Source organism: Pseudomonas sp. PDM21 (genome assembly GCF_014852505.2).
Taxonomy (GTDB): domain Bacteria; phylum Pseudomonadota; class Gammaproteobacteria; order Pseudomonadales; family Pseudomonadaceae; genus Pseudomonas.
Window position 1 is genome coordinate 3,681,674 of the sequence record NZ_CM181223.1, and the last position, 24,882, is coordinate 3,706,555.

A 24,882-nucleotide genomic window follows, 5' to 3' on the forward strand; every position below is an offset into this window, starting at 1 on the left:
TGGGTTTCACCCGCATGCCACGTGGCAAGGCGCATGCCAGAGCTGAACGAGCCAACCGATGGGGATTGGAGCAGAAATTTACTGCATGAAAACTCCTCAAAGGATCGACCATCAGTCTCCTTTCGGAAGGGATACATCTACCCGAAGTCAGGTCGAGCCCACAGAGTCGGATTTAACTGACAGAAGAACTGGAATCCCCTGCCTCACATGGCGGGCGTCGTTTTCGAAAATGTGCCAAGCCAATCTTCCGTGAGTAAAACTCCATGCCTCCCCTTTCCGCGCTGGTACTCCAGGCCTCCGGGCTGCACCGCTCGACCGCCGTCACCGCGCTGCACCATCTCGGCTACAGCTTCCTGTCGGAGGTATCCAGCAACGCCTTCGCGCTGGACCGCCTGCGCAGCCTGGGTGGCGTACACCTATTGATCTGCGATGTGCGCAGCGAGCCGGTGGCGCGTCTGGAGTTTCTCCAGACTGTGGCCCGAGAAGGGCTGGCTCAAGGCGTTGTGGTCAGCGGCGAACTGGCGCCGGGTACCTGGACCGCCCTCGCCCATCTTCTGCAGGTGCAGGGTCTGAAGGTCTATTGGCTCGGCAACGAAGCCGCCACGCTGGAGCGCCTGCGCGCACTGCTGGCGGACTTCCAGCCACAGGAAGCGCGTTCCGCACTCTCTCAGCAGGGGGAGCAGAGCAAAGAAGGGACGCCCGCCGAGGTGCTGGGCAGCGGCGCCCTGCGCGCCTTCCTGCAGCCAAAGGTGACAGTTGCCACGGCACAGATCTACGGCTTCGAAGTACTGGCCCGCTGGCAGCGCGAAGACGGGCAACTGCTGGCACCCGGCGAATTCCTGCCGGTCCTGCGTCGCAATGGGCAGCTCGACAAAGGGTTGTTCGAACTGATGCGTCAGGCCATCGAGGCACTGCGGGCGCACAATCGCGCCGACCTGGAGCTTTCCTTCAATCTGGAATCCGAGCAGTTGGCGCAGACGGACTTCGCCTCCGCTGTCGAACGTGTATTCCGTCGACTGGAGATGGACCCGAAAAATGTCACCTTCGAACTGACCGAGACTTCGCCGCTGCATGCGCCGCCGCTAAGCCTGGAAAACGTGCTGCGCCTGCGCCTGCTCGGTTGCGGTCTGGCGATCGATGATTTCGGCTCCGGCCACTCGACGCTGCAGCGCCTGGTCGAACTGCCGTTCACCGAACTGAAGCTGGACCGAACCTTCCTTGCCGACCTCAACAACGGCGATCCGCGCCGCCACATCGTCCTGCGCAATGCGCTGGCCCTTGGCCGCGAACTGGGTCTTATGGTGGTGGCCGAGGGTGTCGAGAACGCCAGCCAGCATCGTCAACTGCAAAGCCTGGAGTGCGAATCGGCGCAAGGGCATTTGTTCGGCAAGCCCGTCAGCACCAGCGAGCTGGGTCCAGTGCTGCGGGGCGTCCCGACGCGCCTGCAGAAACCCGAGGTCCTGTCGGCCAAAGCGGACTCCGTGATTCGTCTGGCCGAGCAATAAGCACACAAAAGAAAACGGCTGTTGCGGACTTCCTGTCCGCAACAGCCGTCTGGATTGTCCTCAGCAAAGGACGCAGGGATTGTAGGCCATTGGCCATCAAGTCGTCTTCCCAGTTCTCCCGCATGACTGGCAAATCAGCACATATGTGGCAAAACACCGCAAACTACCTGGGCAATTCCAGGCAGTTCGCTGCACATTCGTACCAATAGCGTCGATTCCACGACCAATCACCCGGCTATTCCGCATTGCCTTGCGTGATGTCTGTCACTCGGTTTCGCCCTAGCCCACGGGTGAACTGTCTGGTTACCATGCCCGGCTGCGCGCTGGATGCCAGGAAGGCATAAATCCAAATGGATCACCCCAGTGTTGCCCACCTTCAGTTTTGGCAGCCGATACATGTCCCAGACTTCCGTGCGTTCGCCCCGCCGCTCGCTGATTCGTTTTGCCCTCACCGGCACTGGATCCCTCGTCGTGGCCGCTCTCGGCTTCTTCGCCTGGCAAGGCTTCTATCCGGTGCAGGCCACCGCTGGCTGGTCCGTCGAGGTGCTGCACAAGAACGTGCAGAAGGCCGCGTCGCTGGTACCGCTGCCCGACGGCGGCCTGCTGGTCAGCCAGGAGTTGAAAAAGGACAAGGGCAACATCCTGCGTATCGCCGCCGACGGCGAGCGCCGGGTCATGGTCGACGGCCTGTCCAAACCTGACGGCATGATCGCCGCCCAGGGCGGCTGGGTATTCAGCCAGGAATCCGACGGCAGGCCAGTACAACTGCTCAGGGACGGCAAGGTCTCCGACCTGTTCATGGGTCAGTCCGTGCAGGGTCTGTGGGACGACGGTGAAAACCTCTATGCCATCGAGGACCGTGGCGAGAATGGCCGGCTGCTGCGCTACCGCTGGGCCGATGGCGAACTGACCGTACTGCGCGACCACCTGCAGGAAACCGAATCCGTCACCCGCTGCACCGACGGCAAGCTGCTCTACACCGAGAAGAAGAAAGGGGTTGTGCACGAGTTCAGCGACAACGGCAAGGACCCGGTCCTGCTCTCCGGCCTGAACCAGCCTACCTTCCTGATGTGCGACCAGCGCGGCCTGTGGATCAGCGAAGACTCCACCCACCGCGCCCGCCTGCTGCTGTGGGACGGCAAGGGCGAACCGCGCACGATCCTGTCGTTCCTCAAGGCGCCGCAGTCCATCGTGCCCGACGGTAAGGGCGGCTACCTGCTCGCCGAAGGCGGCCGCAACCGCGTGCTGCAACTCACTCCGGCCAAGTAACGCCTCCGGGCGTCCGCTCAGGCCGCCCTACTCCTGCGCCGGCATCACCAGACCGGGGATCACCTCGACCAGCGCGTCGATTGCCAGCCGCACCTTGCGCGGCAACTGAGTGGTCTGCAGCCAGGTGGCATGGACGTCGTAGAGAAAGCCCGGCTGCTCCGGCAACAACTCATCCAACGCGCCGCCCTCGATGGCTTCGCGCACCAGCCAGTAAGGCAACCACGCCAGCCCCATGCCGCGTACCGCCGCGTCGGCGATGGCGGCGAGGTCGTCGAAACGCAGCCGTGAGCTCGGCGCGAACTCCACCGCTTCCTGTCCTTCACGGGGGAACAACCACGGATTGATCCGCCCGGAGCGGTGGTAGACCAGCACCCGGTGCGCGGCCAGCTCCTCGACGTGCTCTGGCCGCCCGTGCTGCTCCAGGTAAGCTGGCGCCGCACACACCACCATGCGCTGCCGGCCGATGCGCCGCGCAATGATACCGTCCCTGGGCTGCGGCTCGCCGGTGCGAATGGCCAGGTCGATCTGCTCTTCCGCAAGGTCCGTCAGGCGGTCGCTGAAGCGCAGGTCCAGCTCGAGTTGCGGATAGCGCTGCGCGAGTTCCAGCAGGACCGGTGCCACACAGCGTCGACCAAAATGCACCGGCATCGCCACCCGCAGCCGGCCACGCGGCTCAGCCACCTCGCCGGCGGCAAGGATGTCCGCCGCCTCCGCATCGGCCAGCAACATGCGACAGCGCTCGTAATAAATCCGCCCCGCCTCGGTCAGGCTCTGCCGGCGCGTGCTGCGCATCAGCAACTGGGCGCCCAGGCGCTCCTCGAGAAAGCGCACGTGCTTGCCCACCATCGGTGCGGACATTTCCAGAGCATCCGCTGCCGCCGCGAAGGACCCGAGGTCCACCGCTCGGACAAAGACTTCCATGCTGGTCAGACGATCCATTCGAAACCCCTGATTTCGACCAACTGTTTCTATACGCCATTTATCGGGCAAATCCCATGCCTGATAGTCGCTTTACGTCAAATCACTTTCGTATGGGAGCATCACATGGAAAGCACCAAGACCCGCGCGGTTCGTTTCCACCAGTTCGGCGGCCCGGAAGTCCTGCGCATAGAGCCGGTGGAAGTTCGCCAGCCCGGCGCAGATGAAGTGAGTATCCGGGTCAAGGCGCTGGGGCTGAATCGCGCCGAATCGCTGCTGCGCACTGACCGCTACATCGAGAGCCCGCAGCTCCCTTCCGGACTGGGGCTGGAGGCCACGGGAGTGGTCGAGGCGGTAGGCAGCGCGGTACGCGGGTTCGCTCCGGGGGATGCCGTAAGCATCCTGCCGCCGACCTTGATGCAGGAAGACCCGACTCACGCGGAACATCTGGTGGTCCCGCAGGCCCGCCTGGTGAAGAACCCGCCGGGACAGGCCTGGAACGACGCCGCCGCCACCTGGATGCAGTACCTGACGGCCTATGGCGCTCTGAGTCAGGTTGCCGGATTGCGCGAGGGGGACTTCGTCGTCATCACTGCCGCGTCGAGCAGCGTCGGCCTTGCCGCCATCCAGATCGCCCGGCGCGTGGGCGCGGTGCCTATCGCCGTGACCCGCACTTCGGCCAAGCGTGACGCCCTGTTGCAGGCCGGCGCCATCGAAGTCATCGCCAGCGAAGAGGAAAACCTGCGCTCGCGCCTGCTCGAGATCACCGGCAAGGCTGGCGCGCGGGTGGTGTTCGACCCGGTGGGCGGCCCGATCTTCGAGGCGCTGACTGCCGCCATGGCCGAGGGCGGCATTCTCATCGAGTACGGCGGCCTGAGCCCAGAGCCCACGCCCTTCCCGCTGTTCGAGGTGCTGAGCCGTTCGCTGATCCTGCGTGGCTATCGCGTCTATGAAGTGCTGGAAGATCCGCAGCGCCTGCGCGAAGCCTCAGACTTCATCTACGCCGGCCTCGCCGACGGCTCGCTGCGCCCGGTGATCGCCCGTACCTTCGCTTTTGACGAGATAGTCGAGGCCTACCGCTATCTGGAGTCCAACCAGCAGTTCGGCAAAGTCGTGGTCACCGTCTAACCATCGGATACACTGCCCCGGCGCGGCTCCCCGCCGCGCTGGACGCAGCGGAGCCGAGATGCCAAGGGAAAACTTCAACGACCTGATCGCCTTCGTCACCGTCGCGCGCGAGGGCAGCTTCACCAAGGCGGCGGCGCAGCTGGGCGTCTCCCAGTCGGCGCTGAGCCACACCATCCGCGCGCTGGAAACCCGCCTGGGCCTGCGCCTGCTCAGCCGTACCACCCGCAGCGTGTCCCCCACCGAAGCCGGCGAACGCCTGATGCAGACGCTGGCGCCGCGCTTCGAGGAAATCGAGGCGGAACTGGCGGCCCTGAGCGACTTCCGCGACAAGCCGGTCGGCACCCTGCGCATCACCGCCGCCGAGCACGCGGCCAGCACCGTGCTCTGGCCGAAGCTGGCAAAAGTGCTGCCGGATTACCCGGACATCAAGGTCGAGGTGAGCATCGACTACGGCCTGACCGACATCGCCGCCGAACGCTTCGACGCTGGCGTGCGCCTGGGCGACCAGGTGGCCAAGGACATGATCGCCGTGCGCATCGCCCCGGACCTGCGCATGGCAGTGGTGGCCAGCCCCGCCTACCTCGCCCGCAAAGGCCGCCCACTGGACGTGCCGGCACTGGCCAGCCACGATTGCCTGAATCTGCGCCTGCCCACCTACGGCGGGCTGATGGCCTGGGAGTTCGCCAGAGACGGCCACGAAGTGAAGGCGCGGGTCGAAGGCCAGCTGACCTTCAACAGCAGCCCGCACATCCTGCGTGCCGCGCTGGATGGCTTCGGCCTGGCCTACCTGCCCGCAGACATGGTCACCGAGCACGTCGCCGCCGGACGCCTGGAGAAGGTGCTGGAAGACTGGTGCCCGACCTTCCCCGGCTACCATCCCTACTACCCGAGCCGGCGGCAGAAATCCCGCGCGTTCACGGTGCTGGTGGACGCCCTGCGCCATCAGGACTGAAAGCCCAGCGCAAGGCGTTGCAGGTCAGGACAGCGTGGCCAGATCGATGACGAAGCGGTAGCGCACGTCGGAGCGTTCCATGCGCTCGTAGGCCTGGTTGATCTCGTCCATGCGGATCATCTCGCACTCCGGCAGAATGTTCTTCTTGCCGCAGAAATCGAGCATCTCCTGGGTCTCGGCGATGCCGCCGATGGGCGAGCCGGCGATGCGCCGACGACCGAGCAGCAGCGGAATGCTGCTGATCTCGTCGATGGGCCCGACCTGCCCCACCAGCACCAGGGTGCCGTCCACATCGAGCAGCGGCATGTAAGGCTTGAGGTCGTGCTTCACCGGCACGGTGTCGATGATCAGGTCGAAGCTGTTGGCCGCGGCCTTCATCGCCTGCGCATCGGAGGACACCAGCAAGGCATCGGCGCCCAGTTCCATGGCATCGCTGCGCTTGTCCGCCGTGCGGCTGAGCACCGTGACCGTGGCGCCCAGGCCGATGGCGAGTTTTACCGCCATGTGGCCCAGCCCGCCGAGCCCCACCACGCCCACGCGGCTGCCCGGCCCGACGTTCCAGGTGCGCAGCGGCGAATAGGTGGTGATCCCGGCGCAGAGCAGCGGCGCCGCCTTGCTCAGGTCCAGGCCGTCCGGCACGCGCAGGACGAACTCCTCGCGCACCACCAACTGCTTGGAATAACCGCCCTGGGTCGCTTCGCGGGTTACGCGGTCGCGGTCGTTGTAGGTCTGGGTGTTACCCTGCCGGCACAACTGTTCCTCGCCCTTGCGGCACTGGTCGCATTCCCGGCAGGAGTCCACCATGCAGCCCACCGCCACGGCGTCGCCGACCTTGTAGCGCGTCACCTTCGGTCCGACGGCGGTGACCCGGCCGACGATCTCGTGGCCCGGCACCATCGGGTAACGGCTGAAGCCCCAGTCATTGCGGGCCTGGTGCAAGTCGGAGTGGCAGACGCCGCAGTAGAGCACGTCCATCGCCACGTCGTTGTCGCGCAGCGAACGGCGCTCGAAGGTGAAGGGACCGAGCGGGTCCTGCGGGTTCTGCGCGGCGTATCCAAGGGTCTTCATCGGTTTGGCTCCTGACGCTTCGAATGGATGGATTTCAACGACGGGCCGGACGGCCTTCCACGGGATAGGCGGGATCGCTGTAACCGGGGGTGGAGGCATGGCCGGGCGGCACCAGGCTGTCCACGAAGGCTTCGTCCTCGGCGGTCAGCTGGAGGTCCAGCGCCGGCAGGTAGCCGTCCCAGTGCTCCTCGGTGCGCGGGCCGGCGATCAGCGAGCTGACCAGCGGGTTGTTCAGCACCCAGGCCAGGGCGAAAGCGGCCGGCGTGGTGCCACGGGCGATCGCATGCTCGGCGATGCGCTGGGCGATCTGCAGGGATTCGGGGCGCCATTCGGTCTGCTGGATACGCTTGTCGCCACGGCCGACGCGGGAGTCCGCCGGCGGTTCGGCGCCGGGCCGGTACTTGCCGGTGAGCACGCCGCGGGCCAGAGGGCTGTAGGGCACCACGCCGATGCCGTAGTGGCCGGCGACGGGCAGCTGCTCGACCTCGGCGGTGCGGTCCACCAGGTTGTACAGCGGCTCGCTGCAGACCGGCCGGTCCATGCCCAGCTGGTCGGCCAGGCGCACCACCTCGGCGATGCGCCAGCCACGGAAATTGGACAGGCCGTAGTAGCGCACCTTGCCCTGGCGGATCAGTTCGCCCACTGCGCGCAACCCCTCTTCCAGCGGCGCGTCGACGTCGGTGCGGTGGAAGTAGAGGATGTCCAGGTAGTCGGTGCCCAGCCGGCGCAGGCTGTCTTCCACCGACTGGTAGATCCACTTGCGCGACTGGCCGCGGTTGTTCGGGCCCTCGCCCAGAGCGTTGCCGAACTTGCTGGCGATCACCCAGTCATCGCGGCGGGCAGCCACCGCACGGCCCACCACCTCTTCGGAACGGCCCTTGTGGTAGACGTCGGCGGTGTCGAGGAAGTTGACGCCCTGCTCGAAGGCCTTGTCGATGATGCGCCGCGAGGTCGGTTCGTCGGTCTCGCCACCGAACATCATCGCGCCCAGGCACAGGGGCGACACTTTCAGGGCGCTACGGCCCAGGTAACGGTATTGCATGGAATGCTCCTCAGGCGGCATCGCGCTCGGCGAACACGCGGCGGGCGACGCCCAGCGCGGTGGAGGCCGTCGGCCAGCCGGAATAGAAAGCCAGATGGGTGATGGCCTCGATCAGCTCCTCGCGGGTCAGGCCGTTGTCCAGCGCCTTGCCCAGGTGGAAGTGGAGTTCATTGGCCTGGTAGCGCGCCACCAGGCTGGAGACCGTGACCAGACTGCGGTCGCGGGGCGAGAGGCCAGGGCGCTCCCAGACATCGCCGAACAGCACCTGGTCGGTGTAGTCGGCCAGCGCCGGGGCGATATCGCCGAAAGCCTTGTGGGCGGTAGAAGCTGGTTCGCTCATGGTGTTCTCCGCTTGACCCGTTGACTGGGGACCATGCTAGGCCCTGCCACGCCGGCGATTAAGCGCCGAAACGCGTTTGGACCTATGAGGCAGCCTCATGAATGCCCCGGCATAACCCATGAGCCAGGCTCATAGGCGAATGCGGTTTCAACCGTCTAATCACGGTGAAAGTCCTTGAGTAAAGTCCATTCCAGACGTTTCGCCGGGCATTCCTGCCCTTCCCGCTTCAGGACTGACTTTCGATTGGAGAGACTTCGATGGACAAGCGCACACTGGGTCACAACGGCCTGCAGGTATCGACACTGGGCCTGGGCTGCATGGGCCTGAGCTACGGTTACGGGCCGGCGGTCGACCGCTACGATGGCATCCGTTTGTTACGTACTGCCTTCGACAGCGGCGTGACCTTCTTCGACACCGCCGAGGCCTATGGCCCCTTCGCCAACGAGGAACTGCTGGGCGAAGCCCTGGCGCCGGTTCGCGACCAGGTGGTGATCGCCACCAAGTTCGGCTTCAGGGACGGTGACGTTTCCCTCGGCCTGGACAGCCGCCCGGAGAACATCCGCGCCGTGGCGGAAGCCTCGCTCAAGCGCCTGAAGACCGACCGCATCGACCTCTTCTACCAGCACCGGGTCGACCCGAACGTGCCCATGGAAGACGTCGCCGGCGCCGTCGGCGAGCTGATCCGAGAGGGCAAGGTGAAGCACTTCGGCCTCTCCGAAGCCGGCCCGCAATCCATCCGCCGCGCCCATGCGGTGCAGCCGGTGGCGGCGCTGCAGAGCGAGTACTCGCTGTGGTGGCGCGAGCCGGAGAAGGAAATCCTCCCGCTGCTGGCCGAACTGGGCATCGGCTTCGTGCCCTTCAGCCCGCTGGGCAAGGGTTTCCTCACCGGCGCCATCGACGAGAGCACGCAGTTCTCGGCCAGCGATTTCCGCAATGTCGTGCCGCGCTTCTCCGAGGAGAACCGCAAGGCCAATGCCGGGCTGATCGACGTGCTCGGCCGCCTCGCCGAGAGCAAGGGCGCGACCCGCGCGCAGATCGCCATCGCCTGGCTGCTGGCCCAGCAGCCCTGGATTGTGCCGATCCCTGGCACCACCAAGCTGCATCGCCTGGAAGAAAACCTCGGCGCGGCCTCGCTGGTGCTGGACGCCACCGACCTCGCCGCCATCGAAGCGGCGCTGCGCGAGATCGAGATCGTCGGCGAACGCTACCCGGCGCATCTGCAGAAACGCGTCGGACGCTGAGGGAAAGCCCGGCGCCCATCGGCGCCGGGCGCTTGCCATCAACCCTCGAAAGTCACCGGGCGCAGTGGCGCAGTATTGACCTTGAGTTCGAAGACGTCCGGCCGCGCGTAGTGGCCGACCACGTCGAAGTCGAGGTTGCCCTGCTCCAGCAGGCCCATGTCGAGGTCGGCGTAAAGCTCGGTCTCGCAATCGAACACCGGCCCGGCCAGCACCTCGCCCAGCGGGCTGACGATCATGCTGCCGCCGCGCATGACGTAGTCGTCTTCCTGATGCGCCAGGCCGAAAGCCTCGCGGTGCTGCTGCGGGTACTCGCCAAGGCGGATCGCCTGGCAGGCCGAGAGCACGAACACCCGGCCTTCCAGCGCGATGTGCTGCATCGACGCAGCCCAGGTCGGGCGATCATCCGCCGTCGGCGCACAGTACAGCTGCACACCCTGCGCATACATGGCCTGGCGCAGCGCCGGCATGTAGTTCTCCCAGCAGATCACACTGCCCAGCACGCCGAAGTCGGTCTGCACCGGCTCGATGGTCGAGCCGTCGCCGAAACCCCAGATCAAGCGCTCCTGCCCGGTGGGCATCAGCTTGCGGTGATAGCCGGCGATGCCCCGGCCGGGCGCCAGGGTCACGGCGGTGCAGTAGAGGGTGCGGCCGTGGCGCTCGATAATGCCGACCACCGTCGTCACGCCCGTCTGCTCGACGCTTTCGGCCAGCGCGGCCAGCTCCGGGCCGTCCAGCGCCACGGCGCCCTCGACGTAGCGCTGGTAGAGCTCGCGCCCGGCGGCACTGCGGTTGCCCACCACGCTGCCAAAGGCTGCGCCCTTGGGGTAGCCGCCGATGTAAGCCTCGGGGAATACCGCCAGTTTCGCGCCCTGCTCCGCCACCCGGCGCAGGATGCCGGCGGCCTTCTCGACGCTGGCCATGGGCTCGTAGGGAACGGAGGCGGCCTGGATGATTGCTACACGGGTCATGGGGACTCCTGTCTGGGGCTGACTATCTGAAAATTTTTTGGGGCCTAGAAGCGGCTGATGTCGTTGTCGCGGGTTTCCGGCAGGGTCTTCCACAGCACCACCAGGCAAACCAGGGAGACCGCCGCCAGATAAGCCGCCGGCAGGTTCGCGTCGCCGGTCTGGCGGATCAGCGCGGCAGCGATGAAGGGACCGGGGCCGGCGAGGATCGCCAGGGCCAGGTTGTGGCCCAGGGCCGCGCCGGTGGAGCGGATCGACGCCGGGAAGACCTCCACCAGCAGCACCACGTCCATCACAGCGGTGATCGCCACCAGCACGCCCATCACCGTGAGCCCGGCGAGGATCGCCAGCGGGTTGCCGGTGTTGAGCAACAGGAAGATCGGGTAGGCCAGCACCGTCAGCGCAGCGGCCGCGCCCAGCAAGAGTCTGCGCCGGCCGATGGCGTCGCTCAGGCGGCCGATCAGCGGGTTGACGATCACGTAGACCACCAGCGCGATGCTGCACAGCCACAGAGCGCTGCTGCGCGGCAGGCCGACGGTGCTGACCAGATGGTTGTTGGCGTAAGTGATGAAGTAGTACAGCGACACACCGAACAGCGCGGAGAAGGCGAAGGTAGTGATGAACGCCCGGCGGCGCACGGCCTTGCTCGGCGCCTGGGCCTTGAGCGCATCACGCTGGCGCACCATTTCCTCGTAGACCGGCGTATCCCCCAGCTTGCGGCGGATGAACACAGCAATGCCGGTCATCACGATCGACGCCACGAACGGCAGGCGCCAACCCCAGGCCGCCAGCTGCGCATCATCCAGCGCCGAGGAAATGCTCGCAGCGGTGAAGGTGCCGAACAGGAAGGCCAGCCCGGCGGTGCCGGTGATCACGCTGGCGGCGGTGGCGCGGCGGTTCGACGGCGCGCTTTCGACGATGTAGATGCCGGCGCTGGACCACTCGCCGCCGACCATCATGCCCTGGATGAAGCGCATGGCGATCAGCAGGATCGGCGCAGCGATGCCGATTGCCTCATAGGAGGGCAACAGACCGATGATGGTGGTGCACACGCCCATGCCGAACACCGTGATGATCAGCACCGCGCGGCGGCCGAAACGGTCGCCGATGGGACCGAGGATCAGCGCGCCGAACGGCCGCGAAAGGAAGCCCACGGCGAACACCGCCAGCGACGAGAGCAGCGAGACTCCCGGCGCGCTGGAGGGGAAGAACAGCATGCCGATCACCGCGGCGAAGTAGCCGTAGATGGCGAAGTCGAACCACTCCATGAAGTTGCCGATGCCGACCGCGATGGCCCGCTTGCGGATATCCGACTGCCCGCCCCTGGTACGGATGCTGCTTGCACCCACGCTTTGCGAAATCGCGTCCACAGGATTCTCCATCCCTTGTTATGGTTGTGTGGACGCCAGACTAGGAATCCCCGCGGGCGCAGGGCAAACGATTAGGAAATATGAGCCGGATTAACGTACGTAATATCTCGCGGATCGACCTCAACCTTCTGCTCACCTTCCACTGCCTGATGACCGAGCGCAGCGCTACCCGCGCCTCGGCCGTGCTGCACGTGACCCAGGGCGCGGTGAGCGCGGCGCTTCGCCGGCTGCGCGAGCATTTCGCTGACGAACTGTTCATCCGCACCGCCTCGGGCATGCAGCCCACGCGCAAGGCGATGGAGCTGGCGCCGAAGATCGCCGAGGCGCTGACCTCGATCTCCGGCGTGCTGGGCAGCGAGCCGGAATTCTCCGCCCACGAGTCCAGCTATGTGTTCAACATCGGGCTGTCCGACGACATCGAGGCCTGCCTCGCGCCACGTATCGTCAACGCTGCGGCGGCCGAAGGCCTGGGCGTGAGCTTCGCCTTCCACCAGAGCAACAGCTCGCTGTGGAAACAGTCCCTGCAGGACCCGGACATGGACCTGGTGATCTGCAGCGAGCCGAAGGATTTCGGCACCAGCTACTCGTCCCAGGTGCTGTTCTCCTCGTCCTACTCCTGCCTGTACCGCCCGCGCGGCCGTGCGGCGGACCAGCCCATCGGCCTGGAGGAATACTTCGCGGCGAACCATGTGCGGGTGTCCTACGACGGCCGGCGCGGCTTCATCGACGACATGTTCGAGGCCGCCGGTTATGCGCGCCGGGTCACCGCCTCCTTCACCCACTTCAGTGGCGCGCTGACGACGCTGATGAGCAGCGAAGTGATCGCCACCATCCCGACCTTCGCCGCCGAGAGCTACGCGGCGATGACCGACCTGACCGTCAGCCCGGTGCCCTTCCCGGTGCCGTCCTTCCGCTGCTTCATGCTCTGGGACATCGCCCGGCACAACAAACCGCACCACGACTGGCTGCGCCAGTTCATCGGCGAGCTGGGGCAGAAGCTGGGTTGAGGCGCTCTGCGCCGTGCCCGATGGAAAACCACCTCCCCGCCTGACGCCGATCCCGCTTTTGCAGGATGGGTGGAGCGCAGCGATACCCATGCTGGCCGTGCGTGTGCGTTGATGGGTATCGCTGCGCTCCACGCCATCCTACGTAGTGTCTCGGCCGGCTTAACGCGCCAGCGTTATGCGCCGTGACGTAACCGGCGGATAACCCGTGCCGGGTTATGCGCCCTACGTCAGACACCGGATTCAACCTGTAGGAGCGGGCCATGCCCGCGATCGCGCGCATGGCCCGCTCCTACAAGGTGTGCAACGGCACCGGGCGGAATAACGGCTCGCTGGCCAGCACCTTGATGCCGGCTGGCGAGCTTTCCAGCAGGCGGCGTTCGCTGTCGGCGACCTGCAGCTCCAGGTCGAAATCCTGCCCGCCCAGGCTCTCGGCGATGGCGCGCACGGCGTCGCGAGCCCAGGGCAGATCGGAATCGAAATGGCCGAGCAACTGGCCGTGGCGCTGGATAATCAGGCGGTACTTGTGCATGGCGAACTCTCGCGAAATCGAAGGGAAACTTACTTGGTATCGGATCGAAACATTGACAGAGCCTACCGTCCTGATGGATTTTGTCCAGGTAGTTTTTGGTCGACACCATTTCCAAGCCCGAGAATCCCGACATGAGCCTGCCCGCCGTTTCCCTCGATGCCCTCCTCACCGGCCAAGCCGCGCCCTTCACCCGGCCCGGCTCGCGCAGCGCCATCGCCAAGCAACCGCGCCAGGCCACTCTGGCGGTGACCACGCTGGGGCTGGAGAGCGACGAGCAAGGCGACCTGCGCGTTCACGGCGGCATCGAAAAAGCCATCCATCACTACCCCCGCGAGCACTATGCGGCCTGGGCCGCCGAGCTGGGCGAGCACCCGTTGCTGGGCCAGCCCGGAGCGTTCGGCGAGAACTTCAGCACCACCGGCTGGACCGAAGCGGACCTCTGCCTGGGCGACCGCATCCGTGCCGGCACGGCCTTGCTGGAGGTTTCCCAGGGGCGCATGCCCTGCTGGAAGCTCAACGACCGTTTCGACGTGGCGCAGATGGCCCTGCGCGTGCAGGAATCCGGGCGCACCGGCTGGTACTACCGGGTGCTGGAGGAAGGCTCGGTGGCCGCCGGGGCATCACTCGAACTGATCGAGCGGCCCTATGCCGAATGGTCGCTGCAACGGCTCTCCACCGTGCTGTTCGACAAGCGGGTGGACGCCGACGTGCTGCGCGGATGCCTGGAACTGCCGCTGCCGCCGAACTGGCGCCGCACCCTGTCGCGGCGCCTGGAGAACGGCGCAGTGGAAGACTGGAGCCCGCGCCTGGAAGGCAGCCCGAAGGCCTGACTCAGGACTCCACCGCGCGTGCCGGAACCTCTGCCGGCGCACGGTGCAGGCCGATGGCCCAGAGCACGCCGACGGTCAGCAGGACGATCGCCAGTGCTTCCACCGGGCCCGGCAGCCGCTGCTCGTTGATGTAGGCGTAGGCGCAGGCGAACAGCGTTTCGAAGACGATCAGCTGGCCGCCGAGGCTCATCGGCAGGCGGCGCGTCGCGGCGTTCCACAGACCATTGGCGACCCACGAGCCGAAGATGGCGAGGAACAGCGAGACCCAGAGGAACACCATCCAGCGCTCCGAGGAAATGCCGGTCGGCACCGCCTGCGGCGCAATCAGTACACCGACGCCCGCCAGCACCACGGCCATGACGCCGGTGACCACGCCGGTCAGCGTCGACCATTCATGGCTGGTGAAGTGGCTGGCCTTCAGGTAGCGCGCGTTGGCCGTGGCGAACCAGGACCAGCAGACCACCGCCGAGAAGCCGCAGACGATACCGAGGATGCGCTCACCCGGCGTGCTGCCGTTGGCCATCAGCGCCGAGGGATCGAGGTTGATGCAGAGGATGCCCAGCGCCACCAGCGCCAGCGGCATCTTCATCCGTGACAGCGGCAGCGAGTCCTGCTCGGAACGGCTGCGATAGCTGATTGCCAGCGGCATGATGCCGTTGATCAGGGAGGCCGCCGCCACCCCGGCGAACTGCACCGCCGCCGACAGCAGCGCGAAGTACAGGAGGTTGCCGGCCAGGGACAGGCGAATCAGCATCGACAGGTCCTCGCGGCTGACTCGGCGCAGCAGGCCGAGGGCCACGGGCAAGGCGATCAGCAGCGAGATGGCGCCATACAGCGCGAAACGCACGGAACTGATCAGCAGCGGGTTGAATTCCGGCACCAGCGACGGCGCGAGGATCACCCCGCCCCAGATTGCCCCTGCCATGCCTGCGTAGACCACCCCGCGTTTCATTTCCAACAACCTCGATACTTCAGTGAGTGCCCATAAAGAGGCGTCACGGTAGCGGTTGTGGTAGGTTCTGACCAAGGATAAATCCGCACCGAGACATTCCCACAAGGAATGCCTCAAGCCTTTCACCGGAGAGCCGTCATCAGCCGTTACCTGCGCACCCTGCCCCCCCTGGAAACCCTCATCACCTTCGAGGCCGTGGGCCGCTATGGCAGCTTCACCCAGGCCGCCACCGAGCTGTTCCTCACCCAGAGCGCGGTGAGCAAGCAGATGCGCGCGCTGGAAGACAGCCTCAAGGTGCCGCTGTTCGAGCGCAAACCGCGCGGCGTGACCCTCACCGCCGCCGGCGCGGAACTGCTGACCACCGTGGACATGCTGCTCGATCGCCTGCAACACAGCGTGCGGCGCATCCGCAACGTGCATCAGAGCAACGCCGTGTCGGTGCTGGCGACCCATGCGCTGGCGCAGTTCTGGCTGTTCCCCAAGCTGATCGAGTTCAACAAGGCCCACCCCGGCATCGCCGTGCATGTCCACGCGATCAACGAGATCGACGAAGCCAGCCTGGTGGACTTCGACCTGGGCATCCTCTACGGCGCCGGTGACTGGACCACGCTGAACAGCCGCTTCGTGCTGCCGGAGGTGGTCTACCCGGTCGCCCGGCCGGACTTCGACGCCTCGCGCATCACCAGCCTCGACCAGCTCGCCGCCGCATCGCTGGTGCAACTGGATACCTCGGCCTGGAGCTGCCTGGACTGGCACGACTGGTTCGGTCACTTCGGCAAGGATTACCAGCCGGCGGAGAGCGACCCGGTGTTCAACCAGCTCACCCTCGCCTACCGCGCCGTGCAGCAGGGCATGGGCATCGGCCTGGCCTGGGGCTTCATGGCCGACGAAGCGGTGGCCAACGGCGAGATGCAGCGGGTGACGGACCTGGCCATGGTCACCGAGCGCGGCGAGTACCTGGTGTCCCTGCGCCACCGCCAGCTGTCACCGGCGGCGCAGTTGTTCCATGACTGGTTGCTGGCGTCACTGGGGCTGGACGAAACGCCCACGTAACCGCTCGATCACCTGCTTGATCGACGGCCCCTGCACGGCGGGCGGCACCGGCGCTTCGCCGAATTCACGCCAGACGAACAGGGTCAGTTCGGCGCCGTCGGTCTGGGTGGAGGCATCCTCGATATGGGCGAACTGACTTAATGAGCGATAGCGCTCATCGGCCCAGAAGGCTTCCTCGACCCAGGCGTATACCGGGATGAAATGGAAGTGGATGGGGAAGCCCGGCGAATGGCCGAAACGGCCGATATACAGCCATCTGGGTTGCAGTGTTGCTTCGAGGATGCGCTGGGCCTTCGCCATCAGCACGCCCATTTCCGCCAGCGCGGCTTCCGGTAGGTCGGCCAGGGACTCCACCGGCTGCTTCGAACCGAGCATCAGGTAGCCCGGCAAGGCGGACGCCAGATGGTGGTTGAGCAGCCAGTGCTCGGTCTGGTGGATGACGTGGGTGGCAGGAATCTGCATCGACTGGCGTCCAGCGCAAAACGGGACGCCAGCCTAGCAGACGCAGCTCTTGCAAGGGCTGTCAGGCGAGCGCGACCCAGCCACGGAAGGCAAAGCCGACGTAGAAGGCCTCGATGCGGCTGAAGCCGGCTTCCCAGAGCAGCGCTTCGTCCTGCTCGGGGGTGAGGATGTTCAGGTGCGCATCCACGGCGCTGCGAGCCTGCTGCGCGCTGGCGGGTTCCATCCCCGCGCTGACGGCGAACTCGGCATAGCGCGACAGCCAGCGCGCCCGCTCGCCAGCGCCTTGCGGCGCGCAGAGATGGGCCATGACGAAGGCAGCGCCGGGCCTCAACCGGGCGTGGATCTCGCGCAGCACGCGCAGGCGTTCCGCCTCGGGCAGGAAATGCAGGGTCAGCAGGCAGGCACCGCCGTCGAACGGGCCCGGCGGAGCGTCGTCGATGTAGCCCTGCAGCAGGTCAGCGCGCCCAGCGTTCGGCCCGAGCATTTGCGCGGCCACCGCGAGCATCTCCGCAGACGGGTCGACGCCGGTGAAGCGCCAGGCCGGCTGGGCTTCGGCGAAGGCGCGCAGCTCCATGCCGCCGCCCGCGCCGAGTACCAGCAGGTGGCCGTCGTGCGGCGCCTGCTCGGCCAACAGGATGGTGGCCATGCGGTGCAGGTCGAACAGGCCGGGGACGAAGCGTGGCGGGTTTTCCGCGTAGCGCGCGGCGGCGTCGGGGTCGTGGAACGGGGCCATCAGTTCGGAGGGGGTCATGCAGAGTCCTTTCTGGTCACTCGCTGGCTAATAGCTTCTTCAGCTCCCGCTCGCTCACGGCCTTGGCCATGGCGGTGAGGAACACCTTGAACAGCAGCCCGCAGAACATCGCCGTCAGGGCGATGGTGAAGAAGGTCGCCACCAGCCAGTCGACCGGCGCCCAGCCACTGGCGATCACTACCGGACGGTAGACCAGGGTGCCGGCGATCACCACCCAATGGCTGAAGCAGTAGAAGCACTGGAACAGGTGGCCGACCTGCGGGTGGACCTTCCAGGCCAGTGCGCGCAAGGGGGCGAAGAGTTCGGTCTGGGTGACGGTCATGGACAGCGCGGAGGCGGCGATGGCCAGGGCAAGGCAGGTCCACAGCGCGCCGGCCAGCGGCGAGTTCAAGAGATCGATCATGGGGGGTTCCTGGTGGGCTTGGTATCTTACGTTACTTTTAAAGTAACTTGATTGAGCACGCAGGGTCAATGCCGGTCATCGACCGGCATTTCAGCCAGGAATCATCAGTGGCCTTTCGGGTAAAGCGCCGTGAAGCGTTCGGCGAGATCGGCCAGGGACACGGCGCCCAGGCGTTCAAGGAGGATGGCGGTGGCCTGCTCCATGGCGTCCTGCAGCGCGTCGTTGACCACCTTTTCCACCAGGCAGTCCGGGTGCACGTTATCGAAGCCCATGGCGAACAGGCGCTCGCTGCCCACCGCGCGATAGACATCCAGCAGCGTGACCTGGGCCAGGTCGCAGTCCAGCGTCCAGCCGCCGCCGTGGCCCTTCTCCGAGCGCACGTAGCCGGCCTCGCGCAGGCCACCCATGGTCCGCCGCACCACGGCCGGGTTGGTACCGAGCATCTGGGCGATGCGCTCGGAGGTCACGGGCTGGTCGTCGCGGGCCATGTGCAGCAGCACATGGAGCATGCGCGAGAGGCGGCTGTCGGTTCGCACGGTGGGGTCTCGAAGGTGAAGGCGACTGCATCATCGCACCCCGCCGCGGCGCGGTTCAAACCCGTCTGCCACTGGCATTGCCACGGGAATGGGCGACAATGGCGTTCACGCGCCCTCTTCCGTCTCCTCGCGAGCCATCGACCATGAACGATCTTTCCATCCAGCTGGTGCAGACCGGCCCTGAACACCAGGACCTGATCCGCAACCTCTATCAGTACTACGCCTACGAGTCGTCGGACTGGGAGGACGAGGACGTGGAGGTCGATGGGCGCTTCTACATCCACGAGGAGCACCTGGCGCGCTACTGGAGCGAGCCGGAGTGGAGCGCCAACCTGATCCTCGCCGACGGCTTCATCGCCGGCTTCCTGCTGGTGGAAGGCAGCGAGCTGCCGGGCATCGACGCGCTGGAGCTATCGGACCTGTTCGTGCTGAAGAAATACCGTCGCTCGGGGATAGGCCGCGCACTGGCCAACCAGGTGCTGCTGGGCAATCCCGGCCCCTGGCTGGTGCGTTTCTATTCCCAGGACGAAGTGGCGGCGGCCTTCTGGAAAGCCGTGTTCGCCGACCTGCCGCGCCCGGTGCAGAGCATCGAGCCGGGGGACGACCCGCAGCTGGTGAGCTACCTGATCAGCCCGGCGACGCACTGAGCGCGCTGTACGCCAGGATCAGTCTTCTGTCATTTCCGATCATTGAGCGACCTGCCGGAGCGGCCGTATCGTCCTGAGTGAACAACAAGAACTCTCAGGAGGTATTCCCGTGACCGCACTGAACCTGCATCCCCAGGCCGCCGCTTCGCTGGCCAGCTGGCACCAGATGGTGGCTGCCAAGAACCTGTCCAACCTGCCGCAGCTGCTGGCGCCCAACGCGGTGTTCCGCTCGCCCATGGCGCACTCGCCCTACCCCGGCGCGCCGGTGGTCTCAACCATTCTCAATACCGTGCTGCAGGTGTTCGAGAACTTCACCTATCACCGCGAGCTGGCCACCGGCGACGGCCTGAACGTGGTGCTGGAGTTCAGCGCCACGGTGAACGGCAAGGACCTCAAGGGTATCGACATGGTGCGCTTCGACGAGGACGGCAAGATCGTCGAGTTCGAGGTGATGGTCCGCCCGCTCAGCGGCCTGCAGGCCCTCGGCGAGGAAATGGGCCGCCGCCTGGCGCCCTACCTGGCGGCCGCCAAGGCGCAGACCGCCAAGAGCTGATTGCCCGCCACGGGGATTTCTGCTGGGATGAGCCATCACCCGCTTCAAGGAAATCCCCATGGCCTCCTACGAGGAACTCTTCTCCATCGGTGAGAGCTTCGACGCCTTCGTCGCCCACGGCCTGCCCGGCGAGATTGCCGGGGTGCGCAAGGTCCAGCAGCAGTTGGCTGAACCCGGCACCATCAGCGCCGACACCCTGCGCCGCGTCCAGGCCGTGGAAGGTCGCTACCGCCTGCTGATCGCCGGCGAGATGTGGTGCCCGGACTGCCAGATCAACGTCACCGTGATGGATCATCTGCAGCGCCTGCAACCGCGCGTGGAGCTGGCGGTGATCACCAAGGGGCGTGCCGAGGACGACCTGCGTGAACGCATGGAACTGGACCGTATCCTGATCCCGGTGGTGCTGGTGCTCGATGGCGACTTCCAGCCGGTGGGCCGTTTCATCGAACGACCGCTGGAAGTGGTGGCAGGTGGTGATGCGCTCAAGCCTGCGTACCGTGCAGGCGAGTACCTGGAAAGCACGCTGACGGACCTGCTGGAGCTGTTCGAGAAGGCAGAAGGCCGGGCGTAAGCGCGCCTTGCCGGCGCATTCACGGGCATGGCTTGGTCCTACAGGTCCGTCATCTGCAGGGGCGTAGGGCGCATAACCTGGTACAGGTTATCCGCCGACACTTCGCGGCGGATAACGCTGGCGCGTTATGCGCCCCACAGGCGTCGGCCCCACAACTTCGGCACCCTGGACACTCGATCGCAGGATGGGTGGAGCCTGCGATACCCATCAACGGAGTGGCCGGTAGATCGATGGGTATCGCTTCGCTCCACGCCATCCTACGGACGCACCGAAGGCAAGCGGCTCCGCAGTGAAACAGAAGCCATGAAAAAGCCCCGCGATGCGGGGCTTTTTCGTTCAGGCCGGGCGGATCACATCGAGTACTTCACCGTGAACATCAGGTTGCGCGGCTCGCCGTAGTTCAGGTTGCCGAAGCTGATACCGCTGTAATAGTACTTGTCGAAGATGTTGTTGAAGTTCACCCGGGTGTCGATGTTCTCGTTGACCTTGTAGCCGAGCATGGCGTTGGTCACCGTGTAGCCGCCCTGCTGGAAGCCGGTGGTGGTGTCCTCGGTCTGGCTCTGGGTCACCAGGTTGCCGCCCACGCGCCATTGGTGCAGCTCGCCCGGCAGGGTGTAGCTGGTGGCGAGCTTGAACAGGTGGCGCGGCTTGCTCGGGTCGAACGGCTTGCCGACGTTGTCCTCGTTGCTGTCGTGCTTGTACTTGGCGTCGACGTAGGTGTAGCCCGCCATCGCCTGCCAGTTCTCGGTCAGCGCACCGCTGACTTCCATGTCCACACCCTGGCTGCGCACCTTGCCCGAAGCGCGCGAGCAGTAGATCGAGGTCGGCGAGCTGGGGCACGGCGAGGGACCGCTGGTGTCGTCGGTGGCGCGGTTTTCCTGGTCGATCTGGAACAGCGCGATCTGGGTGTTCAGCGTGCCGCCGAAGTGCTCGCCCTTCAGGCCGATCTCGTAGTTCTTGCCGGTGATCGGGTCGAGCAGGCTGCCGCTGGAATCGAAGTTGCTCTGCGGCTTGAAGATGTCGGTGTAGCTGGCGTAGACCGAATAGACGTCGTTCAGGTCGTAGACCACGCCGGCGTAACGGGTGACGTTGCGGGTGACCTTCTGGGTGCCGGTATCGTTGTGCGGGTCGGCCTCGTACCAGTCCAGGCGGCCGCCGAGGATGACCTTGAGCGGGTCGGCGACGTTCAGGCGGGTGGTGACGTAGGCACCCTTCTGCTCCTGGTCGAGCTTCATGTTCCAGAGGCTCATGTCGATGTTCGGCTTCTGCACCGAGCTGGGGTCCCACTTGGTCGGGTCGAACGGGGTTACCGGCGAGCCATCGTTGTAGGTCAGGTCGCCCCAGCCGCCGTGGCCGTCGAAGCGCTCTTCGCGGTAGCTGCCGCCGAACACCAGCTCGTGCTCGCGGCCAAAGGCCTGGAACGGGCCGTTGGCGAAGGCGTCGTAGCTCTGGTGGTCATCGGTGTAGGCGTACTGGCCCGGCCCCTGAATCATGGTCGGACAGCCTTCAGTGTAGTAGCAGCTGTTGTACAGGCCGAGCATGTCGATGCGCGCCCACAGCTTGTCGGCGGCGACCTTCATCTGCCAGCCGTTGTCGAAGCGGTGCACCACGTCGCCGAACAGGTGGGTGGTGGTGGTATCCCAGTAGGACCAGTCGGCGCCGTAGTAGTCGGAGCGCTTGAGGTCCAGGTGACGACCACCCAGCGGTGCCGGCAGGCCTACCCAGTTGTCGTTCTTGTTGTCGTTCTGGTAGGACGCCCCCAGGGTCAGGGTGGTGTCCGGGTTCAGGTCGGCCTCGGTGATGCCGTAAAGCACACCGCGCTCGCCGCTGACCACGTCCTGGAAACTGTCGCGGGTCTCGTAGGCAGCCACCGCGCGGCCGCGCAGGGTGCCTTCGCTGTTCAGCGGGCCGGACACGTCGACTTGGCTGCGGTAGCGGTCCCAGGTGCCGGCGCTGCCTTCCAGGCTCATGTGGAAGTCCTGGGTCGGGCGCTTGCGCACCATGTTGACGGCGGCGGCCGGGTTGCCCGCACCCTGCATCAGGCCGGTGGCGCCGCGCACCACTTCGACGCGGTCGAACATCGCCAGATCCGCGGCGGAAATCACGTCCTGGGTGTAGGTGGAAATGCTGGTGGCGAGGCCGTCGTACATGATGTTGTCGACATCGAAGCCACGCGCGGCGTAGCTCACGCGCGCCGGGCCATACTGCTGGACGGTCATGCCGGTGACGCCGCGGATCGCGTCGTCGAGGTCCTGCATGTTCTGGTCTTCCATCTGCTGCCGGGTGACCACGCTCACCGACTGCGGCGTCTCGCGGACGGTCATGTTCAGCTTGGTGGAAGTCTGCATCACGCCGGTGGTGTAGGAGCCGGTGCCTTCGGTGGTGCCCGGCGCCACAGGGGCAGCGCCGACGACTTCGGTGGCGCCCAGGTCGACACTGTCGTTGCCCGCGGCGCCATTGCGCACACTGCCACTGACCTGCGCGCTGTTGCCGTTGACCGTGCCCTGCAGGCCGCTGTCCGCCAGCAGACGATCGAGTGCCTCGCCCGGCTCCATGTTGCCCTTGAGTGCCGGCGCGCCAACCCTGGCGATCTGGGCACGGTCATAGGAAATCCGCATTCCGGTTGCGGACTGCAATTGCTCCAGGGAAGCGGCCAGGGGCTGCTTGGGCAGGTCGATGGCCACGGGGGCGGCGACCGCGGAGAGAGCAAGGGTGGAGAGACTGAGCAGGAGCGCGCCCGAGGCTACGTCTTTCATCTGCTGGAGGATCCTTCGGTGCGAGGTTTGCGCTCTGTTGGCGCAATGACTCGGTTGGCGAATGCCGGCTGGTGGACGCCGACGGGGAGCCAAAGTGTATGCAGATGTAAATTCTTTGTAAATGCGAATACTTCGTATCTTATTTCTCGAAAAACCACCCATGACTGCCGGAGTGACGCAACCAACCTGTTGGAGCGGGCCATGCGCGCGACCGCGGGCGTGCCCCGCTCCTACAGGGATGCACCGTCATTACGCGCCTCGAGCATGAACTCGATGAAGGCCCGCACACGCGACGGCACATGGCGCGCGTAGGGGTAGATGAGGAGGAATGGCCGTGTGGTCTGGCCGTAGTCCTTCAGCACTTCCACCAACTGGCCCTGCTCCAGTTCTTCCTGCACGGTGAAGCGGTAAGCCTGCATCAACCCGCCGCCGCACTTGGCCAGGGTCGCCGTGGCCAGGTAATCCTCCAGCACCGTGAGGCTACCGGTCGTCTCGATCTCCACCGGCTTGCCGTGGACCCGGAAGGACCAGGGCACACGCCGCCCACTGCTGGGCAGCTCGAACTGGATGCACTCGTGCGCGGCGAGATCTTCCGGCGTCTGCGGCGTACCGGCACGCGCCAGGTACGCGGGCGTGGCGATCACCACGTTCTCCGCCTCCTCCAGGCGCCGCGCCACCAGGCTGGAGTCCGCCGGGTCGCGGCCACGGATGGCCAGGTCGTATCCCTCGTTGGCGAAGTCGATATTGCGGTTGCTGACATGCACCTCGACCTGCACCTGCGGGTAGCGCCGGCGGAACTCCGGCAACCGCGGGAACAGCCGGTAATGCGCGTAGGGCGTGGGCACGCTGATGCGCAGGCGCCCCGAGGCGATGCTCTGGCCGCCACTGACCGCGCGCTCGGCATCCACCAGTTGGGTCAGCGCCTGCCGGCATCGCTCGAAGTAGATGCGGCCGTCATCGGTCAGGCGCATCTGCCGCGTGGTGCGGACGAACAGGCGCACACCCAGGCGCTCCTCCAGCCGCGCCACCGAACGACTCACCGCCGCGGGCGTGATACCTGCCTCGTTGGCGGCGGCGGTGAAGCTGCCGGTCTCCGCAGCCAGGCAGAACAGCTCGATGCTGCCCAGTTGCAGATCGTCGAAATGGCGGGTCATGGCGCGACTCTATTGATTACATGAGGTATCAATTCAAATGCCGTCAACCTCATTTTTCAAGTCGCGATTGCAGCCTAGATTGGCCTCCAAGACGCGGGCACCCCGCCCCGCCCCACTCTCGGAGAGATCACCATGAGCAAGACCGTCATCGTCACCGGCGCCTCCAGCGGCCTCGGCTTCGCCATCGCCCGCGCCTACCTGGAACGCGGCTACAACGTGGTCGGCAACGCCCGCACCCAGTCCCGCCTCGAGGAAGCCGCCGCCAGACTGGGCAACCCGCACAACTTCCTCGCCGTGGCCGGCGACATCGCCCGGCCGGACACCGCCCGGCGCCTGTTCGCCCAGGCCATCGAAGCCTTCGGCCAGGTGGACATCCTGATCAACAACGCCGGCATCTTCATCGCCAAGCCGGTAGGCGATTACACCGAGGAAGAACTCGAGGCCATCGTCGACACCAACCTCAAGGGCTTCTTCTACCCGTCGCAAGCCGCCGCCAAGCACATGGCCGCCAGGGGTTCGGGGCACATCGTGAGCATTACCGCATCCATCGCCATGCAACCCAACGTGAAGGTGCCGGCGCTGCTGCCGGTGCTGATCAAGGGCGGGCTGAACAGCGCGGTGCGCGGTCTGGCCCTGGAGCTGGCGGCGTCCCACGTGCGGGTCAACGCGGTGGCGCCGGGGATCATCGAAACCCCGCTGCATCCCGATGACGAAGGCACCCGCGCCTTCCTGCGCGGCCTCGCGCCCAGTGGCGAGATCGGCAGCCCGCAGGATATCGTCGACGCGGTGCTCTACCTGACCGACTCGACCTTCGTCAGCGGAACCATCCTCAACGTCGACGGTGGCTCCACCACCGGCGTCTGGTAAGCCACTTCACAAC

The 24,882-nt window shown here is 65.9% G+C and carries 26 protein-coding genes; 12 read left to right on the top strand and 14 right to left on the bottom strand.

The features are described 5' to 3' along the window. Positions 1 to 263: 263 nt before the first annotated feature. Both IB275_RS16930 and IB275_RS16935 read left to right on the top strand, forming a co-directional pair. Positions 264 to 1,505 (top strand): EAL domain-containing response regulator, encoded by a 1,242-nt coding sequence (locus IB275_RS16930; protein ID WP_081520830.1) that lies wholly within the window; start codon positions 264 to 266, stop codon positions 1,503 to 1,505. 396 nt (positions 1,506 to 1,901) lie between these two features. Beyond that, positions 1,902 to 2,774, top strand: coding sequence for an SMP-30/gluconolactonase/LRE family protein (locus IB275_RS16935; protein WP_192295688.1), 873 nt, complete (start codon positions 1,902 to 1,904; stop codon positions 2,772 to 2,774). Positions 2,775 to 2,801: 27 nt separating this feature from the next. Here IB275_RS16935 and IB275_RS16940 read toward each other — a convergent pair whose 3' ends face one another. Continuing rightward, positions 2,802 to 3,713 (bottom strand): LysR family transcriptional regulator, encoded by a 912-nt coding sequence (locus tag IB275_RS16940; RefSeq protein WP_192295689.1) that lies wholly within the window; start codon positions 3,711 to 3,713, stop codon positions 2,802 to 2,804. 105 nt (positions 3,714 to 3,818) lie between these two features. On the opposite strand from IB275_RS16940, the gene IB275_RS16945 reads away from it, so the two are divergent. Then, positions 3,819 to 4,820, top strand: a complete 1,002-nt coding sequence (locus tag IB275_RS16945) for a zinc-dependent alcohol dehydrogenase family protein (protein WP_192295690.1) — start codon at positions 3,819 to 3,821, stop codon at positions 4,818 to 4,820. Between the two features lie 58 nt (positions 4,821 to 4,878). Then, complete coding sequence (locus tag IB275_RS16950) at positions 4,879 to 5,772, top strand: LysR family transcriptional regulator (RefSeq protein WP_192295691.1); 894 nt, start codon at positions 4,879 to 4,881, stop codon at positions 5,770 to 5,772. Positions 5,773 to 5,796: 24 nt separating this feature from the next. On the opposite strand, the gene IB275_RS16955 is transcribed toward IB275_RS16950, so the two are convergent. Genes IB275_RS16955 through IB275_RS16965 form a run of 3 tightly spaced genes read right to left on the bottom strand, consistent with a single transcriptional unit; the run spans position 5,797 to position 8,222 of the window. Beyond that, positions 5,797 to 6,840, bottom strand: a complete 1,044-nt coding sequence (locus IB275_RS16955; RefSeq protein WP_192295692.1) for an NAD(P)-dependent alcohol dehydrogenase — start codon at positions 6,838 to 6,840, stop codon at positions 5,797 to 5,799. A 34-nt stretch (positions 6,841 to 6,874) separates the two neighbouring features. Continuing rightward, positions 6,875 to 7,882 carry an aldo/keto reductase gene (locus IB275_RS16960; protein ID WP_192295693.1) on the bottom strand — a complete coding sequence of 336 codons (1,008 nt, stop codon included), beginning with the start codon at positions 7,880 to 7,882 and terminating at the stop codon, positions 6,875 to 6,877. Positions 7,883 to 7,892: 10 nt separating this feature from the next. After that, positions 7,893 to 8,222, bottom strand: a complete 330-nt coding sequence (locus IB275_RS16965) for a carboxymuconolactone decarboxylase family protein (RefSeq protein ID WP_088421705.1) — start codon at positions 8,220 to 8,222, stop codon at positions 7,893 to 7,895. 257 nt (positions 8,223 to 8,479) lie between these two features. Between IB275_RS16965 and IB275_RS16970 the strand changes: the two genes are divergently transcribed. Further along, complete coding sequence (locus tag IB275_RS16970; RefSeq protein WP_192295694.1) at positions 8,480 to 9,463, top strand: aldo/keto reductase; 984 nt, start codon at positions 8,480 to 8,482, stop codon at positions 9,461 to 9,463. Between the two features lie 38 nt (positions 9,464 to 9,501). On the opposite strand, the gene IB275_RS16975 is transcribed toward IB275_RS16970, so the two are convergent. Both IB275_RS16975 and IB275_RS16980 read right to left on the bottom strand, forming a co-directional pair. Continuing rightward, positions 9,502 to 10,431 carry a carbon-nitrogen hydrolase family protein gene (locus IB275_RS16975; protein ID WP_192295695.1) on the bottom strand — a complete coding sequence of 310 codons (930 nt, stop codon included), beginning with the start codon at positions 10,429 to 10,431 and terminating at the stop codon, positions 9,502 to 9,504. Positions 10,432 to 10,475: 44 nt separating this feature from the next. Then, entirely contained in the window at positions 10,476 to 11,798 is a 1,323-nt protein-coding gene (locus IB275_RS16980) for an MFS transporter (RefSeq protein ID WP_192295696.1), read from the bottom strand. Positions 11,799 to 11,878: 80 nt separating this feature from the next. Between IB275_RS16980 and IB275_RS16985 the strand changes: the two genes are divergently transcribed. Beyond that, a complete protein-coding gene (locus IB275_RS16985) occupies positions 11,879 to 12,805 on the top strand; it encodes a LysR substrate-binding domain-containing protein (protein WP_192295697.1) in 927 nt (308 codons plus the stop codon). Between the two features lie 289 nt (positions 12,806 to 13,094). Here the strand turns inward: IB275_RS16985 and IB275_RS16990 are convergent, their stop codons facing one another. Further along, entirely contained in the window at positions 13,095 to 13,334 is a 240-nt protein-coding gene (locus IB275_RS16990) for a cytoplasmic protein (RefSeq protein ID WP_192295698.1), read from the bottom strand. A gap of 131 nt (positions 13,335 to 13,465) precedes the next feature. Between IB275_RS16990 and IB275_RS16995 the strand changes: the two genes are divergently transcribed. After that, positions 13,466 to 14,164, top strand: coding sequence for an MOSC domain-containing protein (locus tag IB275_RS16995; protein WP_192295699.1), 699 nt, complete (start codon positions 13,466 to 13,468; stop codon positions 14,162 to 14,164). A 1-nt stretch (position 14,165) separates the two neighbouring features. Here IB275_RS16995 and IB275_RS17000 read toward each other — a convergent pair whose 3' ends face one another. Then, a complete protein-coding gene (locus IB275_RS17000) occupies positions 14,166 to 15,116 on the bottom strand; it encodes a DMT family transporter (RefSeq protein WP_192295700.1) in 951 nt (316 codons plus the stop codon). A gap of 108 nt (positions 15,117 to 15,224) precedes the next feature. Between IB275_RS17000 and IB275_RS17005 the strand changes: the two genes are divergently transcribed. Continuing rightward, positions 15,225 to 16,169 (top strand): LysR substrate-binding domain-containing protein, encoded by a 945-nt coding sequence (locus IB275_RS17005; RefSeq protein WP_225607887.1) that lies wholly within the window; start codon positions 15,225 to 15,227, stop codon positions 16,167 to 16,169. Here IB275_RS17005 and IB275_RS17010 read toward each other — a convergent pair. From IB275_RS17010 to IB275_RS17025, 4 genes are all read right to left on the bottom strand, one after another. Continuing rightward, on the bottom strand, positions 16,140 to 16,631 hold the full coding sequence (locus IB275_RS17010; protein WP_192295701.1) for an HIT family protein: 492 nt from the start codon (positions 16,629 to 16,631) through the stop codon (positions 16,140 to 16,142). The two genes, IB275_RS17005 and IB275_RS17010, sit on opposite strands and share 30 nt — an antisense overlap. 61 nt (positions 16,632 to 16,692) lie before the next feature. Continuing rightward, positions 16,693 to 17,382, bottom strand: a complete 690-nt coding sequence (locus IB275_RS17015) for a class I SAM-dependent methyltransferase (protein ID WP_192295702.1) — start codon at positions 17,380 to 17,382, stop codon at positions 16,693 to 16,695. Positions 17,383 to 17,398: 16 nt separating this feature from the next. Beyond that, positions 17,399 to 17,785 (bottom strand): DUF1360 domain-containing protein, encoded by a 387-nt coding sequence (locus IB275_RS17020; protein ID WP_192295703.1) that lies wholly within the window; start codon positions 17,783 to 17,785, stop codon positions 17,399 to 17,401. Between the two features lie 104 nt (positions 17,786 to 17,889). Continuing rightward, positions 17,890 to 18,321 carry an Rrf2 family transcriptional regulator gene (locus IB275_RS17025; RefSeq protein WP_192295704.1) on the bottom strand — a complete coding sequence of 144 codons (432 nt, stop codon included), beginning with the start codon at positions 18,319 to 18,321 and terminating at the stop codon, positions 17,890 to 17,892. Positions 18,322 to 18,464: 143 nt separating this feature from the next. Here IB275_RS17025 and IB275_RS17030 point away from each other — a divergent pair, with 143 nt between their 5' ends. From IB275_RS17030 to IB275_RS17040, 3 genes are all read left to right on the top strand, one after another. Then, on the top strand, positions 18,465 to 18,968 hold the full coding sequence (locus IB275_RS17030) for a GNAT family N-acetyltransferase (protein ID WP_139791711.1): 504 nt from the start codon (positions 18,465 to 18,467) through the stop codon (positions 18,966 to 18,968). A gap of 109 nt (positions 18,969 to 19,077) precedes the next feature. Then, positions 19,078 to 19,521 (top strand): nuclear transport factor 2 family protein, encoded by a 444-nt coding sequence (locus IB275_RS17035; protein WP_081520850.1) that lies wholly within the window; start codon positions 19,078 to 19,080, stop codon positions 19,519 to 19,521. Positions 19,522 to 19,579: 58 nt separating this feature from the next. Then, on the top strand, positions 19,580 to 20,092 hold the full coding sequence (locus tag IB275_RS17040) for a thioredoxin family protein (protein WP_192295705.1): 513 nt from the start codon (positions 19,580 to 19,582) through the stop codon (positions 20,090 to 20,092). A 350-nt stretch (positions 20,093 to 20,442) separates the two neighbouring features. Here the strand turns inward: IB275_RS17040 and IB275_RS17045 are convergent, their stop codons facing one another. After that, positions 20,443 to 22,848, bottom strand: a complete 2,406-nt coding sequence (locus tag IB275_RS17045; protein WP_192295706.1) for a TonB-dependent siderophore receptor — start codon at positions 22,846 to 22,848, stop codon at positions 20,443 to 20,445. 230 nt (positions 22,849 to 23,078) lie between these two features. Beyond that, complete coding sequence (locus IB275_RS17050; protein WP_192295707.1) at positions 23,079 to 24,002, bottom strand: LysR family transcriptional regulator; 924 nt, start codon at positions 24,000 to 24,002, stop codon at positions 23,079 to 23,081. 132 nt (positions 24,003 to 24,134) lie between these two features. Here IB275_RS17050 and IB275_RS17055 point away from each other — a divergent pair, with 132 nt between their 5' ends. After that, a complete protein-coding gene (locus IB275_RS17055) occupies positions 24,135 to 24,869 on the top strand; it encodes an SDR family NAD(P)-dependent oxidoreductase (protein WP_192295708.1) in 735 nt (244 codons plus the stop codon). Positions 24,870 to 24,882 lie beyond the last annotated feature (13 nt).